The following is a 16,793-nucleotide window of genomic DNA, read 5'->3' on the forward strand; positions in this document are numbered from 1 at the left end:
GGTTTAAATATGATTAAAAAGAAAATATGTATTATTAGTACAGGATTAGGTTTTGGTGGAGCTGAGATGATGCTTTATAGACTATTAAAAAATATAAATAAAGATAAGTATGAGTTTTTAGTTATATCCTTACTTGATCGTCCTGGAGACTTAGAGGAGAAAATAAGAGATTTAGGAATTGAAACTATTAACTTAAATATTAATAACAAAATTCAGTTTTATAGATTAATTAAATTATATAGAATTATAAAAGATTATAATCCAAATATTTTACATACTCAGCTGTTTCATGCTAATATTGCTGGCAGGATTTTTGGCAAACTAGCAGGGGTACCATATATAATATCTAGTATAAGAAACAACAAATTTAAAAATAATTTAAGATATAAAGCGATGGCATTAACTGATAAACTTGCTGATGTCACAACAGTCGTAAGTGGGAATGCTGCTGATGATATGATAAATGCTGGGGCTTTATCTGAAGAAAGAGCAAAAGTATTATATAATGGGCTTGATGTTGAAGAATTTTTAAGTTCAATTAATACTGATAATTTGGAAGATGAATTAAAATTGGAAAAAGAAGTGCCTACTATAATTTCTGTGGGGAGCTTGACTGAACAAAAGGGTTATGATGTTTTATTGGATTCTTTACATACCTTAGATGATAAAGAGTATAATTTTAATTATATAATAGCCGGAGAAGGTAATAAGAGAGAGTTCATTGAGCCAAAGATATCAGATTATAATTTATCTGAAAAAGTCAAATTATTAGGGAGAAGAGATGATGTTGCCAGTTTATTATCAATATCAGATATCTTTGTTTTATCTTCAAAATGGGAAGGCTTGCCTGGTGTTGTAATAGAGGCCATGGCTGTAGGGTTGCCTGTAATAGCAACTGATGTTGGTGGAGTTAATGAAATTATTGATGATGGGGAAGATGGGTTCGTTGTTCAACCTAATGATCCAGAAGAAATTGCTAATAAAATTATTGAAGTTTTGAGTCTGTCTGAAAAAGAAAAAGATTTATTAAGTGAAAATGCAAGAAATAAGATAAATAATAAGTTTCATGTAGATATAATGGTTAAGAATTATGAAGATTTATATGATTCATTTAAGTAAGGGGGAATTTATAAATGAAATCAAATAAAATTAAGAATACAGCGATAATAGGTCTCGGCTATGTCGGCCTTCCATTAGCAGTAGAAATGGCTCAATCAGGTTACAATGTAACAGGAATAGATATAGATGAGAATAAGGTTAATAAATTAAATAATGGTGAATCTTATGTTTTAGATGTATCAGATAATGATTTGCAAAGTGTTTTGGACAATGGAAAATTTATAGCAACAACAGATTACAGTAAGATAAGTGAGGCAGATGCAATCAGTATCTGTGTGCCAACACCTTTGAGGAAAACAAAAGACCCTGACACATCATTTATAATATCAGTTGTTGATGAACTGATAAAATATTTAACAAAAGATACTTTAATAATACTTGAGAGTACTACATATCCAGGGACAACTGAAGAATTGATCCAGACAAGAATTGAAGAAGAACTTGATTTTAAAGTCGGTGAAGATTTTTATCTCTGCTTTTCACCTGAGAGAGTGGACCCAGGTAATAAAGAATATAATACCCAGAATACACCTAAGGTTATTGGTGGCACGACTGAGAAAGGACTTGAACTGGCTGTTGAGTTATATGGTTCTTTTCTTGAGAAAATAGTTCCTGTAAGTTCAACCCAGGTTGCTGAGACAGTTAAGTTGCTTGAAAATACCTTTAGAAGCGTTAATATAGGGTTGGTAAATGAGATGGCTATGATGTGCGAGCGAATGGGCATTGATGTTTGGGAGGTAATTGAAGCTGCAGCCACCAAACCATTTGGTTTTATGCCGTTCTATCCAGGGCCAGGAATTGGTGGCCACTGTATACCGCTGGATCCAATGTATTTATCCTGGAAAGCTAAAACCTATGATTTTTATAATAAATTTATTGACTTAGCCAGCGATATCAATGGTAATATGCCAAGATTTACAGTCCATAAGATAGGTGATATCCTTAATGAAAGAGCAAAGGCTATTAATGGCTCTAAAATATTAATTTTAGGGATGGCCTATAAAGCAGATATTGATGATTTAAGAGAGTCGCCAGGCTTAGAATTATATCGTTTACTGGAAGCTAAAGGGGCAGAGATAGATTATCATGACTCCTATGCAGAAAGCTTTTTAAATGGCGATGAGAAGGTTTATACGATAGATTTAACAGCAGACACTCTAGAAGAATATGATTGTGTTGTGCTTTCAACAGATCATAGTAATTATGATTATGAATGGATAACAGAACATGCTGACCTAATATTAGATACCAGAAATGCCTTTCATGGAATCAGCAGCGATAAGATTTATAAACTTGGAGCACCGATAGATGATAATAAGAGAGTTAGTCCGCTTTTTAGATAATTATATAGAAATGGAGTGAATTGATTTGGCAGATAAGATATTAGTAACTGGAGCAGCCGGCTTTATCGGCTTTCATACAAGCAAGAGGTTATTGGAAGAAGGCCATCAGGTAATTGGCCTTGATAACTTAAATGATTATTATTCAGTCGAATTAAAGAAAGATAGGCTTGATATCTTAAAGGATAATGAAAGGTTCACTTTTGTTAAAGGTGATTTAGAAGATAAGGAATTGGTTGAAGATGTCTTTGAGAGTTATAAGCCAGAGGTAGTTATAAATCTTGCAGCCCAGGCAGGAGTACGTTATAGCCTTAAAAATCCACATGCCTATGTGGATTCTAACCTTGTTGGTTTCATGAATATTTTAGAGGGCTGTCGCCATCATGATGTTGAGCATTTAATCTTTGCATCTTCCAGTTCAGTTTATGGTTCAAATGAGAAGGTTCCATTTGCAACCAGCGACAATGTTGATCATCCGGTAAGTCTTTATGCAGCCACCAAGAAATCAAATGAATTGATGGCTCATAGTTATAGCCATTTATATGATCTTCCTGTTACAGGTTTAAGATTCTTTACAGTCTATGGGCCCTGGGGCAGACCTGACATGGCGTTATTTATCTTCACCAGGCTAATGCTAGATGACAAGCCAATAGAAGTATTTAACCATGGCGATATGAAAAGAGACTTTACCTATGTTGATGATGTCGTTGAGGGTATCTATAAATTATGCTCACAGCCTGCCCAACCAGATGATAGCTGGGATGGGAAAGATCCTAACCCTGGAACAAGTAAAGCACCATATAAGATATATAATATAGGAAATAATAGCCCGGTTAATCTGATGGACTTTATTGAATGTATTGAGAATGAGCTAGGAATGGAAGCTGAAAAAGACTTTAAACCGATGCAGCCAGGTGATGTTAAGATGACCTATGCTGATGTTGAAGATTTAATGGAGGATATCGGTTATAAGCCGGAGACATCGCTGGAATATGGTGTGAGGATGTTTATTGATTGGTATAAAGAGTATTATGGAGTGTAAGTGATGTCTGAGAAAAAGATTGCTATAATTGCCAGTTATGCCAGTTCTCTAATAAACTTTCGTGGAGAATTAATAAAAAAATGGGTTGAGATGGACTTTAAAGTTTATGCACTGGCTCCTGATATAGATGATAGCACAAAAAATGAATTAACTAATATTGGAGCTATTCCTAAAGAAATAAATTTAAACAGAACTGGACTTAATCCATTAAATGATTTAAAAACCATCTATAATCTATATAAAACTTTAAAAAAACTTGATGTAGATATAGTCTATTCTTATACTATTAAACCTGTAATTTATGGTTCTATAGCCAGTAAACTGGCAGGAGTTAATTCTATTAACTCTTTAATAACTGGACTTGGCTATACTTTTATCGGGGAGACTTTGCCAGAGAAAGTTATAAATAAGCTGGCTCAATCACTATATAAAGTTGCATTAAGTGCAAATAATCTGGTTTTATTTCAAAACCCAGATGATCAGAGATTATTCATAGAAAAAAGACTTGTTAAAGAAGAAAAAACAGGAGTTGTAAATGGATCAGGAGTAAATATTGATCAGTTTGATTTTAGCTCTCCAGGGGCTGAACATATTAGCTTTTTAATTATCTGCAGACTGCTAAAAGCTAAAGGTTTATATGAATATATTAAAGCTGCTGAATTAGTTAAGGATAAATACCCTGAAGTAGAATTTGATATAGTTGGACCATATAATCCAGATAACCCTGACAGTATAGAAGAAAATATATTAAATAAAGCTATTGATAAAGATATTGTGAACTTTCATGGCAGAGAGGATGATGTCAGACCATATATTAAGGATTCCAGTGTTTATGTATTGCCCTCATATAGAGAGGGTACTCCTAGATCAGTCTTAGAGGCAATGTCGATGGGAAGACCTATAATTACCTCTGATGCTCCAGGCTGTCGAGAAACAGTTATTGATGGTAAAAATGGTTTTCTAGTGCCTATTAGAGATCATAAAAGTCTTGCTAAAAAGATGATTTATTTTATTGAAAATAGAGATGAGATAGTTAAAATGGGGCATGAAAGCAGGAAAATTGCAGAAGAAAAGTATGATGTACATAAGGTTAATGAGGATATTGTTGAGAAGATGGGGTTGTAGGTTTTAACCTTTGTGAAATTTGTTAAGAGATACCGACGGTTAACCGTCGGGTATATGGCAGGTGGTTATATGAGAAAACTACAATTAATAATAAAAAGAATACTGGATATAGTTTTATCTGTGCTAGGGCTGGTGGTTTTAAGTCCATTATTTATAATTATTTCGATAATGGTTTATTTTAAATTAGGCAGTCCTGTTTTTTTTGTTCAGAGGAGACCTGGTAAAGATGAAAAGATCTTTGATCTAATAAAATTCAGAACAATGACAGATGAGCGAGATGATAATGGAGAATTATTGCCTGATAGAATTCGTTTAACTAAGTTTGGTAAGTTTTTAAGAAGCACCAGTATTGATGAACTGCCAGAGCTTATAAATGTTATTAAAGGTGAGATGAGTTTAATTGGTCCCAGACCATTACTGGTTGAATATATCGATAGATATAACGAATTCCAGGCTCGGAGACATGAGATGAGGCCAGGAATAACAGGTTTAGCCCAGATAAATGGCCGTAATGCCTTAACCTGGGAAGAAAAGTTTGAGTATGATATAGAATATATCGATAATTATAGCTTATTGCTGGATTTTAAAATTATTATTAAAACAATTATTCAGGTCTTTAAGAGAGATGGAATTAACCAGAAAGACAATGTAACGATGACTAAATTTAAAGGGTCAGAGAACAATAATTCTTTAGATTAGGAGAATTAATATGAGTAAAACATATATAATCGGTGCAGGAGGACATGGCAAAGTAATCCTGGATATCTTAGAAAGGCAGGGCTATGATATTGCTGGCTTTTTAGATGATGATGAAACTATTCATGGCACAGAGATTAATGGCTATCCTGTTATTGACAGTGTGAGTAAGCTGGAAGATATAGCTGCAGAAACAGTTATAGCTGTCGGCCATAATCCCACTAGAAAGAAATTATTTAATCAAATTAATGAGTACAAGGATATTGATCTAATCAATACAATCCATCCAGAAACTATTATTAACTCACATGTTGATATAGGGTCTGGAAATATGATTGTTGCCGGAGCAATAATTAACTCAAATACAGTTATAAAAGATAATGTAATAATTAATACCGGAGCTACTGTTGATCATGACTGCTTGATAGAGAGTCATGTTCATATCTCACCAGGGGTTAATCTCGGAGGCAATGTAACTGTCAGAGAAGGCTCACATATAGGGATTGGAGCATCAGTTCTGCCAGGGATTACAATCGGTGAGAATGTAACAGTTGGAGCCGGGGCAGTTGTGATCAGCAATCTGGAAGCAAATAGCGTATATGCTGGGGTGCCAGCAAAGAAGATAAGAGATTTATAATAATATAGTTAGGGTTGATATAATATGCCTATTAAGTCAATTGAATTCAAAAATTGTAAATCATTAAAAGACATTTTTCTGGATATTGATGACATAAATCTTCTTATTGGAGAAAATGGTACTGGTAAAACTAATGTAATTAAAGCATTGGATTACTTTTATAGTAATTTGACAGAAGATAATTTTAATGAGGATTTTCATGATAAAAATAATCCCTATAGTCAATATTTTGAAATTTCAATTGAATATGATTTGAGTTTGATTGAAATGGAAAGCCATAGCATTAAGGATAATATTTATATTAATAGATTAATGGAATTTAAGGATGATAATTTAAATGATGATTCTTTCAAACTTATTTTAAAACAGTATAAGAATGAAAAACCTGAATGGAATTATGGATTTAAAATAAGACAGGCTGTGAAACATATTTATCCTTTTTATTTGTTTAGGTCAAATAACATACAGGTTTCTGACTGGCAGCTATTATGGGATATTATTGGAGATTTAAGTAGATTATCTGTGGAATCCAAAGGTGATATTAGAAACTATATAAAAAAAGAAGTCTTTAATACAGAAGATCAAACTGATAAAGGTATTATTAGTAAAGAAAATAAAGATGTTGTTGAATTTTTAAGCAGTATAATGGATAATAGGGATATTGATGTTAGAGGATTTAATACTAAAGAAGTTTTCATTAATCTCTCTCAGCTATATTTAGGCGGCAAAAATTTAAAAAGCGGGGATAAATCATTTGATTATTATTCTGATGGTACCAATTTATTTAAATATTTTAATGTTATTATAGATTTAGTTTATAAAATTTCTGAGAAGAAACTTGCTGAACCATTAATACTTGTTGATGAACCAGAAATGAGTTTACATAACTATTATGTAGATAAATTATCAAAAAAGATTGTTCGAAATGCTGTAACTGATAAAACAAAAAGCAAAAGTTTAAAATTTATTATTGCAACTCATTCCCCCAGGTTTACGAAACATATAATAAAAAAAGATAATGCAAATTTATTTCATTTTAGTTTTAAAAAAAATTACACTTCGTATTCTAAATTAAAGACTAAACAAGTAAAAAGTAGCTATAATGTTATAACTGAAACAGAAGCTAATTTGTTATTTGCCAGGGCAATTGTTTATTTAGAAGGGGATTCAGATTTAGAGTTGTTTTTAAATCAAAATATTATTGACTTATATCCAGAAATAGATCAGGTAGAGTTTTATCATAATTTATCAAATTCTAAAAATGATGTTTTATTGATTCCTAAACAATCTTCATATTCAGTTCCTTATTTATTTGTGGTTGATATGGATGAAATTATAGAATATAATTATAAACAAAATAAGATATCAATAAAAAATAAACAATTAAATCCACTTGGCACTAAAAATAATGATAATGAAAGTGATAAAAAAACTTTAAGTAAAAAAGAAAAATATTATTATGGTGATGAAAGAGAAGAGATCAAAAAAATACATGTTTCTATTCAGAATTTATTAGATAATAAATTTTCTTTTAAAAAGATACTTCATGCGGATGAGAAATATAAAGACTTTATTGAACTTAAAAAACTGATAAAAGAATACTGTTTGCTTTATAATATTTATGTTAATGAAACGACAATAGAAGGAATTTTGATTAATAAAAATAATTATGAAATTTTCCGAGAATGGCTATTAAATTATGACTTTAAAAAAGAAGATGATTTAAATTATTTAATTGATTTATATCCGGAGAATGAAGAATACAAAGTCACTTTATATAGGTTAATTGTTGAAGGAAAATTAAATTCAACTTTAAAATATAAATATTCTAACGATAAAATTGACAAATTAGCAAATAAATATAATGTGAATTTTAATGAGTATGATCAAAAAGAAATTTTAGAAAAAATTAATAACATATCAAATAATATAGAGAAGACTGAAGGTTGGATAACATCATTTTTAAATTATTATTTTAATAATCATGATAATTTTAATGATGATTTTCCAGAATTGAGTGAACTATTAAGTAAAATTAAAAATATGGTTATTAAATAAGCTTATAAAATAGGGTGAGTAGGAATTGCCCATTGTGGCACCCTGATGTATGAAACATATATTAGAATAGCTGACATTAATAATGAGTGGCGATCATTATTGATGGTTGAGTGTTATTTTAATAAAGCCAGGGGAGTTTAATTTACAAGTAGCTTTGTTATTTGATTTTACAATGTGTCTTCACAAAGCTACCGGGACCGCATTCGCGTGTCTTGAGAGAGTACTCACTCTATTTTATTTTATATTTTTTTGGGGTGGTTTTTATTAAAATTTATAGTAAAGACTTTTTTTATAAATATATTATTGAAGATAAAGAACAAGACGAGCTAGCAGAAATCATTTCAAATAAAATGTACTCATATTTAAGGTTTGAATATGAGAAAAAGAATGGTTATAGATTTATTTATAGTATGAAAAAAGATACTGGCTTATATGAAGTTCAAACTAAATTAAAAGATAATTTTTTAAATGAAATACCAATTGCTGATCATGTATATGGTTTTGTAAGTGGTTACTCTTATAAGGATTTTCTTGTTAGACATTGTTATGAAGATAAGAATAAAACAACTTATTTTTTAAGGCTTGATATTCAGGACTTTTTTGAATCGATTAAAACAAAAATGATTAAAGAGACATTAGAGTATTATATTAAAATTAAAGATGAAGATAATCCAACTGTATTAGATTTAATTAATGATTTAGTTACGATCAATGACTTTTTACCTCAAGGAGCCATAACTTCTCCAGTATTATCAAATATAGTATTTAGACAATTAGATATCAGGTTTCAGAAATATTGTAGGAAAATAAATATTAAGTATAGCCGTTATGCTGATGATTTATTATTTTCTTCAAAAGAATCATATTTGCATAAAAGAAACTTTACAAATAAAATAAGACATATATTAAAAGATAAAGGATTTAAATTAAATTTTACTAAAACTATAAAATCTCAAAATGAAATATCATTAAATGGGTTTGTAGTAGGTAACAATATTAGGTTATCAAGAAAAAGAAATCATGATATTTCTATGATTTTGTATTTATATGATAACCAGTCTGTAGATGAATTTATTAATATATTAAATAAAGAAAATTTTATTTATAGAAATAAAAAATATGATATGAAAACCAATGATGAAAAGTACTTTATAAACCAAGATGATTTAATAAATTATTTAGCTGGTTATCGATCATTTTTAATTGACTGGATACCAATAAAAGACGGAAAACATAAAGAAAAACACATTAAATTAATAAAAAACTTAGAGGTTTTATTAGAAGATTTATCAGATATTAATAATGAATATAATTATAAGGGTGATAAAATGTCACAAAAAGAGAACATACCACTATCAGTACCGAACCTCTCAAAAGACATCCTCCCAAATATAGAGGAGACCATCGAATCAGGCTGGGTATCGACTGGCGGTAAATTTATAGATCAGTTTGAAGAGAAGCTGGCAGATTACGTTGGAGTCGATCAGGCGGTATCATGTCAGTCAGGTACAGCCGGGTTGCATCTGGCCATGAGGGTTTTAGGAATAGGGCCAGGTGATGAGGTTATAGCTCCGACTGTAACTTTTATAGCTGCAGTTAACCCGATCAGATATATGGGGGCAGAGCCGGTATTTATAGACTGCGATAGCGACGACGGCCCCGCTGGGCCTAGTGCTGAGCCGACCAATGCGTTTACCAATGAAGGCTCAGTGAACATGGACCTTGATAAGCTTGAGGAATTCCTGGAAAATGAATGCGAATTAACTGATGGCAGGGTGATAAATAAAAGCAGTGGCAGGGAGATAAAGGCGATAAATATTGTCCATGTCTTTGGCAACCCGGTCAATATGGAGCGACTGATCGATATCGCCAGGGAATATGGCTTAAAGGTGATAGAGGATGCGACTGAGGCTTTAGGCTCGTATTATACTGAAGGCCGGTATGCTGGCAGGTATTGCGGGACTATAGGTGATATCGGTGTCTATTCCTTTAATGCCAATAAGATAATTACGACTGGCGGTGGCGGAATGATTGTGGCCAGGGAGAGTGATCTCTTAGAGGAGGCTAAGTTTCTTTCGACCCAGGCTAAATCTGACAGGCTCTATTACCGCCATGATGAGGTTGGCTATAATTACAGAATGACTAATATTCAGGCCGCTTTTGGCACCGACCAGATCGACCGGCTAGAAGGGTTTATAGCGACAAAGATTGAGAATTATCGCCGGTATAAGGAAGCTATTGCTGAGATAGATGGGCTTGAGCTGATGGCCTTTAATGAAGGCTGCCGGCCAAATCACTGGTTCTACTCAGTGCTTGTTGATCCTGATCTTTATGGCATCGACCGGGATGAGCTGCTGCAGGAGCTTAATGCTGTTGGGATCCAGACCCGGCCGTTATGGGGACTGATCCATCAGCAGAAACCATATCTCGACTGCCAGGCTTACAGGATAGAGCAGGCTCCTTATTACCAGCAGAATTTGATTAATCTGCCCTGCAGCAGCAATTTAACCGCCGAGCAGGTTAAGACAGTGGTTAGGTATTTGAGGGAGTTTAAGAGCTGATTTAGGCTTATTAAGCCGGTACCTGGCACCTCACTAAATGTTTGATTTAGTTGGTATATGAGGCTTTGTGTGAGATAAGTACGGTGCCAGGCACCTGGATCGGTGTGGCCTCCGGTGTATATTTATACATCAATAATGCTAAAAAGCCAGGGTATTACGTATTATTAGTCTGGTTTGATGTATATATTGATGAACGTGGTTTTAAATTGGATCTAGGTCGATTGGGGGACTGCAAAAAGGGTTATAAGCTGGATGTTTAAAGAAGCCCTATAAACCAGGAACCAGTGATGTTAATCTTCCCTAAAAGAAAAATTTTAGGTAAAATAATCTTTTAATTTTTTTTGTTTTCTTGCAGGAGATTTTTAGATTAAGGAGAAGTATATAAACAGGTGTTTGATTTTAATAAATTAAATATCTGGAGAGATTCTAAATGACTATAAAACTGGATAATAAAGAAGTTGTAACAAATGAACATAATCGTTATTATGGTTTTGACTTATGTATATCTTTAGATAATGAAGCTGAAATTAATAATTTAGCTAATAAAGTTAAAAAGTTTTATACTGATTTAGAATCTTTATCTGAAAAATTGCCAGTGACTGGGCCCCTTGAAACCGTTATGCTAGAAAATTTAATTAAACACAGAGTACCTGAATGGTCTGATAATGGAATAGATAATTTCCAGGTAGTAAGATCAGAGTTTGGAGAAATAATTGCCCAATTAACATTAATGGATTATTTTGAGACTGAGTTCCATTTAAATAGATTAAAAAGAAAAGAAATACCTATGCTGCCAACTAGAGGTATTGATTTTTTAGGTATTGAATTTGATAATGAAATTCCTGTATTGGTTTTAGGTGAAGTTAAAGTTTCAACTGAAAAGAGAAATCCACCTGGAGTAGTTCATAATCCAGGTGACGATGGTTGCCTTGAGATAAGAATTCCTCATTTACTTTCTGATCAAGAGAAAATAACATCTGAATTAGCATATTACCTTGAAAATGTTTCTGCTGATAAAAAGGAATTGTATATTGATATTTTCAATAGACTTACAAATGAAGAAAGTACTTTAGTGATTATTGGCAATCCATTTTTATTAAGAGATGCAGAAGCTTATAGTATTGAAGATCTGGGAAACTTATTAGAGTATGATTCTAATGAATATCAGAAAGTTAGATTTGTTATTGTCAAAATAGCTGAAGACATTAATAAACTTTCTAAGAAGGTTTATGATATGGCTCGAGGGGAGTGATATTTTGGACTCTAAATTACAGATAAGAGATAAAAGTAATATTATTTATGAAAGATTAAAAGAGAAATTCACTCGGAATTTAATGAACTTTGATGATTATGAGATTGATGATAATTTGAGTGAGTTTGCAAATATCTTTTCTCGGTTTCTTCATGCTATGTATAATTCAGATTCTGGTAGAAATAAAAGTGATTTTGATACATCATATTTTTTGAATTTTACTGATCAATATTTAAGTAGGCTCTCTAAAGATGATTTATTTAACTTTTATAATCAATTGGTTGCTCTTTCATCAAAGGGTTTAATTAATGGGAAAATAAATGATATAAAACTATTATTATCTGAAATAGATCTTACTGACTTTGATTATTATGACTATAATTGGTTAGAAATTTTATACTTGGAAACTATGAGATTATATTTATTAATTGTTCGACAGGGCAATAATTTTGAAGATATTGATAAAATAAATTTAAAAATTGGGCAACTTAAAAATATTCAAGAGAACCAGGAAAATATGATGCTTGAAGATAAACCACTTTCTCAAATGGAAATAGCACAATTAGTTGTTTTATATAATATAATTGCAGCTTTAAATGAAGTTAATAGTTTTTTGGAGAAGGGTAAACCTGCTCAAATTGAGGTAAAAATTGAAAAATTTCATGATAATATTAGAGATGTTATGAGCCATGGACTTGATTCTATGTTTCAATATTCTATTGAAAATATTATTAAAGGTCTTGAATATTTAATAAAAAATAGTATATGGAAACAACTTAAAACTGGAACTAGAGCTGATATATTTATTGAAGAAATGGTAGCCAGAGGTTCTGAAAATCCTATTTTTCAATTATTACCATCACAAGTTGAAGCTTTTAATAAAGGTATCACTGATCCTAGAAAATCTTCTATTGTTGTTCAGATGCATACTAGTGCTGGAAAAAGTTTTTTAGCTCATTACCTGATTGCTCAGGCTTTACAATATAATAGAGATACAGAAATTGCTTATGTGGTCCCTACAAGAGCATTAGTTCACCAATCATTACATGATTTAAGGAATACTTTTAAAAATATGGATTATAATATTGAGGCTACAATTCCTGCTTATGAGCTTGATAAAGTGGAGGAGGAATTATTAGACGAAAAAATTGATATTCTAGTGACAACTCCAGAGAAATTAAATTTACTTGTCAGGTCTAATCATGAATCAGTTAAAAGGTTATCTTTTGTAGTTATAGATGAGGCCCATAATATTTCAGATGAAAATAGAGGAATTGCATTAGAATTTCTTTTGGCTACATTAAAGAGGAAGAATGATTTTATTAGAACTGTATTATTAACTCCTTTTATAAAAGGCGATACAAATAGAGAATTGATAGCTGATTGGCTTGGTGGAGATAGAGGTTTACCAGTTTATAGTAAATGGAGACCTACCCGGCAGTTGATAAGCATTTTAAATAGATTTAAGCCTGATGGAGAGAGGTATTATAATTTTGAACTAGAGACAATAAAGCCAGAACAAAGTGATGAAGATTTTGAGTATACAGAATTTAAAGAAGAAATAACTTTTTCTACTCCAAAACCAGATAATTATAAGACCATGGCTACTAAAATTGCAAAAAGATTTATTGATAAAGGAGCCGTAATGATCCTGGCAGAATCTCCATTTCATGCTGAAATGCAAGCCTGTCATCTTGCTAATTCTATTGATCTTAAAAAAGATTTAAGTGATGACATGAAAATATTTATTAAATTTATTAAAGAAGAATTAGGAGATGATCATGAGTTAATTAATTGTTTGGAGAAAGGGGTAGCTTTTCATCATAGTGGTTTATCTGAAGAAGTTAAGATTTTAATAGAGAAATTTATTACCAGGGGAGATATAAATTATATTGTTGGAACTACTACGCTTGCCCAGGGTATGAATTTTCCGATTTCTACTGTTGTTTTTAGAACTATATTTTTCCCTCGAGCATATCAAGCAAATGAAGAAATGGATCCAGATGTTTTTTGGAATATTGCTGGTCGGGCTGGCAGAGTTTTTAAAGATTACGTTGGGAGAGTAATCTTTTTAGTTGATGATTCTGAAAAACGTTATAAAGAAATAAAAAGTTTTATTAATAAGCAGGGTTCTGGTATTAATTCTGCTATATTTGAAACAATAAAAAATCTTGATGAATTATCAGTAAGATTTAATAGAGATTTAGTTTCTGATAATCAGGCTTTGTCCCAGCTTCTTCAATTTATATCATCAACGTTAAATATTATGGATATTTCAGAAGAGATCAGTGATTCACCGGAAGATGTAATCGATGAATTATTAAGGTTGAGCCTTGCTTATAAACAGTTGTCAGAAAAAGGGGAAGCAGAAAGAAGAAAGTTATTAGGTTTTGCAAAAAAATATTTAAATTATTTGCAGGATAAAGATAACTGGAAAAGTATTGCTGATTTAGTTGATAAGACAGGTTTTAGTTCTATGACTGTTGATTATCTCTTATCGCAGAAGAATGATTTGCCAGATTTCAGAAGAATAAATTTGGACAATATAGTTTCAAAACCTGAACAAATGGCAGGTTTGATTAAAATTTTATCTGGTGTTCCGGAAATAAATTTAGGATTAGGAAAAACCGGTGACTTTAATTCTGTTCTTGTTGCTCAAATTACTAATGCATGGATTAATGGTCATTCTTTAATTGATATTCATAATAATTTAATAAAAACAAGTAATATTGGAAAAACTAATTTGAGAAAAACTATTAGGTATATATATCAGACTATAACAGGTAAGGTTTCATGGGGTGTAGGAGCAATGCAGTCAATTGCTCTATCTGATGATGAGGAAACTGATGATATTTTAAATTTGCCTAGTATGATTTATTATGGGGTTCCAGATGATAAAGGTGTTGCTTTAAGAATGGCTGGTTTACCTAGAAGATTAGCTGTTAATTTCAGCAAAAAAATACCGGATAGCGAATTTTCAATAAAAGAAATGAAACTTTCTGGGACTCGTAAATGGTTAGAGACTCTTTCTTTAGACAAATGGCAAAAATATAGTAGAGGGACTGGTCTCGAGGGTAACGAATGGAAAAGAATTTGGGAGATTTTAGAGTAATTAATAATTTTAATAATTAGATTTTTGATAAAAACTTTGTGAAATTTACTCATAGATACAGCTTGGTAACCGTCGGGTAACCGGAGGGTCCTCTGGTTAAATTATAAAACTGGAGTGTAAATTAATCCAGAGAGATTGACAAAGAGGTTTTAAAGAAGCCCTATAAACCAGGAACCAGTGATGTTAATCTTCCCAAAAGAACCTCTGTTTGATATTCATGTTAATTAAAAGATATTTATGATATAATTAAAACTACAAAGAAGATATTTATCAACTTGAAATATTAGGGGTTGTTTATATATATGTAAGAGAAAAATGAACTAACTAAGGTCCATGACAAATATTTTAGGAAAACATTTGGTAGAAATAGGAATACTATTGATCTACTAGAGAATTTACTACCACCAGATGATTTAGAAAGAATAGATCTAGAAACTCTCAATACAATTGAAGAAACCTATGTTGACAGAGATTTTGATGAACACAGAACAGATGTAATCTTTAAAGCTAATCTTAAAGAAGATGAGAGAACAGATAATATTGATCTTTACTGGATTAAATTTAATGATTACACTGATACTTTGAAGGAATACTATGACACACTAAGTAAAGAAGAACAGAAAGGGCCTTTACTTGCAGATGAGATACTTGCTTTATCATTAAAATATGTAATGTATTGCAGTCCTGCTGATTATGTTGATGAAGCTAGTGATGTATTAATTGAAAAAATTCCTGAAGGGAGTGAGAATTTTATGCAAGTTAAAGATAGTTTTTATACCAGGGCTAAAGAAGAAGGTGAAGAGAAAGTCAGGCAATCAATGCTGAAAACTGTAAAAAAGCTTTTAAAAGAAGAATTAGGGACTAGTCTTTCTGATGTTCTTACTAAAAGATTAAATGATTGCAACTATGACAAACTGAATGAGATTCTTTTAAATATTAGGAGCATTAGTAGTGAGAGTGATGTCTTTCAAATTTTAGATTAGTAAAGTTTAGCTCACTGATAATATATTAGATCAAACAGTTTGTTTTATTGGCTCCCTTTTTGGGAGTCTTTATTATTAAGTTAATTTTGTAGAGTGTTAACTTTCTAGCTTTTATTAATTGATACCAATTACTTTAGAAATTTAAGGCAAAATACTTTGTGAAATTTGCTCAAAGATACTACCTGGTAACCGTCGGGTAACCGGAGGGTCCCCTGGGATCTGGAGAAAATAATTTGAAATTTTTTATTTTCTTGCAGGAGAATTTTGGAAGAGGGCGAATGATGTAAACATAAGAATGTATTTTATAATACGTTTTAGGGAATTAATTATAGGTAAATGTGTTTTAATTAATATTTTTTTATTTTAAGTGTATTAATTAATACATTTAATTGACTATCTCGTATTAATAGTGTATTATTGACTTATAGATAATAGGTATATTGGAAGGGTGGTCATGTGGCAGAATATAACCCAAAAAAATATACTGATTTCAGTAAAAAAGAGATAAGAGATTATCTTAAAAATATTAAAATTTCTATAGTTAAGGAAACTTATTATATTGCCATAAACCGTGATGAGAATAAAAAATTTATGGAAGATTATAATTTGACAACGAAAAAAATAGAAGAAATCATTTTACGTTTGTCAGTGGATAATTTCTGTTATGCTGCTGATAATGTCAAAGAAGAATATAAACACGAAATATTATATGTCTTTTGTATAGATGAAGTACTCAATTATTTTGGAGAATTTCTGGATGTCGATATTTATATTAAATTTAATTTGATAAGGGAGAATGAGTTTTTGTATATTATATCTTTTCATAAATTACAAAAACCAATTAATTTTTTATTTAAAGAGTAATTTC

12 protein-coding genes and 2 pseudogenes are annotated in these 16,793 nt (G+C 31.1%); all 14 read left to right on the forward strand.

Annotation, left to right across the window (positions count from 1 at the left end):
• Positions 1–9: 9 nt before the first annotated feature.
• The gene (locus I0Q91_RS05585; protein ID WP_270453431.1) at positions 10–1,119 is read left to right on the forward strand and encodes a glycosyltransferase; all 1,110 of its coding nucleotides are present in this window, start codon (positions 10–12) and stop codon (positions 1,117–1,119) included.
• A gap of 14 nt (positions 1,120–1,133) precedes the next feature.
• Positions 1,134–2,462 carry a nucleotide sugar dehydrogenase gene (locus I0Q91_RS05590; RefSeq protein WP_270453432.1) on the forward strand — a complete coding sequence of 443 codons (1,329 nt, stop codon included), beginning with the start codon at positions 1,134–1,136 and terminating at the stop codon, positions 2,460–2,462.
• Between the two features lie 25 nt (positions 2,463–2,487).
• Positions 2,488–3,501 (forward strand): NAD-dependent epimerase, encoded by a 1,014-nt coding sequence (locus I0Q91_RS05595; RefSeq protein WP_270453433.1) that lies wholly within the window; start codon positions 2,488–2,490, stop codon positions 3,499–3,501.
• Between the two features lie 3 nt (positions 3,502–3,504).
• Positions 3,505–4,626, forward strand: coding sequence for a glycosyltransferase family 4 protein (locus tag I0Q91_RS05600; RefSeq protein ID WP_270453434.1), 1,122 nt, complete (start codon positions 3,505–3,507; stop codon positions 4,624–4,626).
• Positions 4,627–4,695: 69 nt separating this feature from the next.
• On the forward strand, positions 4,696–5,325 hold the full coding sequence (locus I0Q91_RS05605; RefSeq protein WP_270453435.1) for a sugar transferase: 630 nt from the start codon (positions 4,696–4,698) through the stop codon (positions 5,323–5,325).
• A 10-nt stretch (positions 5,326–5,335) separates the two neighbouring features.
• Positions 5,336–5,959 carry an acetyltransferase gene (locus I0Q91_RS05610; RefSeq protein WP_270453436.1) on the forward strand — a complete coding sequence of 208 codons (624 nt, stop codon included), beginning with the start codon at positions 5,336–5,338 and terminating at the stop codon, positions 5,957–5,959.
• A gap of 24 nt (positions 5,960–5,983) precedes the next feature.
• Positions 5,984–8,017: a retron Eco8 family effector endonuclease gene (locus I0Q91_RS05615; protein ID WP_270453437.1), complete on the forward strand. Its 2,034-nt coding sequence runs from the start codon at positions 5,984–5,986 to the stop codon at positions 8,015–8,017.
• Between the two features lie 350 nt (positions 8,018–8,367).
• Positions 8,368–8,985, forward strand: a pseudogene (locus I0Q91_RS14410) (reverse transcriptase family protein); the annotation flags it as partial.
• A gap of 360 nt (positions 8,986–9,345) precedes the next feature.
• The gene (locus I0Q91_RS14415) at positions 9,346–10,578 is read left to right on the forward strand and encodes a LegC family aminotransferase (protein ID WP_345790960.1); all 1,233 of its coding nucleotides are present in this window, start codon (positions 9,346–9,348) and stop codon (positions 10,576–10,578) included.
• 430 nt (positions 10,579–11,008) lie between these two features.
• Positions 11,009–11,830, forward strand: coding sequence for a hypothetical protein (locus I0Q91_RS05625; protein WP_270453439.1), 822 nt, complete (start codon positions 11,009–11,011; stop codon positions 11,828–11,830).
• A 4-nt stretch (positions 11,831–11,834) separates the two neighbouring features.
• On the forward strand, positions 11,835–14,942 hold the full coding sequence (locus I0Q91_RS05630; protein WP_270453440.1) for a DEAD/DEAH box helicase: 3,108 nt from the start codon (positions 11,835–11,837) through the stop codon (positions 14,940–14,942).
• Positions 14,943–15,286: 344 nt separating this feature from the next.
• Positions 15,287–15,454, forward strand: a pseudogene (locus tag I0Q91_RS14480) (Rpn family recombination-promoting nuclease/putative transposase); the annotation flags it as partial.
• Between the two features lie 69 nt (positions 15,455–15,523).
• Positions 15,524–15,925 (forward strand): hypothetical protein, encoded by a 402-nt coding sequence (locus I0Q91_RS05635; RefSeq protein WP_270453441.1) that lies wholly within the window; start codon positions 15,524–15,526, stop codon positions 15,923–15,925.
• A 456-nt stretch (positions 15,926–16,381) separates the two neighbouring features.
• Positions 16,382–16,789, forward strand: coding sequence for a hypothetical protein (locus I0Q91_RS05640; protein ID WP_270453442.1), 408 nt, complete (start codon positions 16,382–16,384; stop codon positions 16,787–16,789).
• Positions 16,790–16,793: the final 4 nt, after the last annotated feature.

Origin of the sequence: Halonatronomonas betaini, from assembly GCF_015666175.1 — a bacterium.
GTDB lineage: Bacteria > Bacillota > Halanaerobiia > Halanaerobiales > Halarsenatibacteraceae > Halonatronomonas > Halonatronomonas betaini.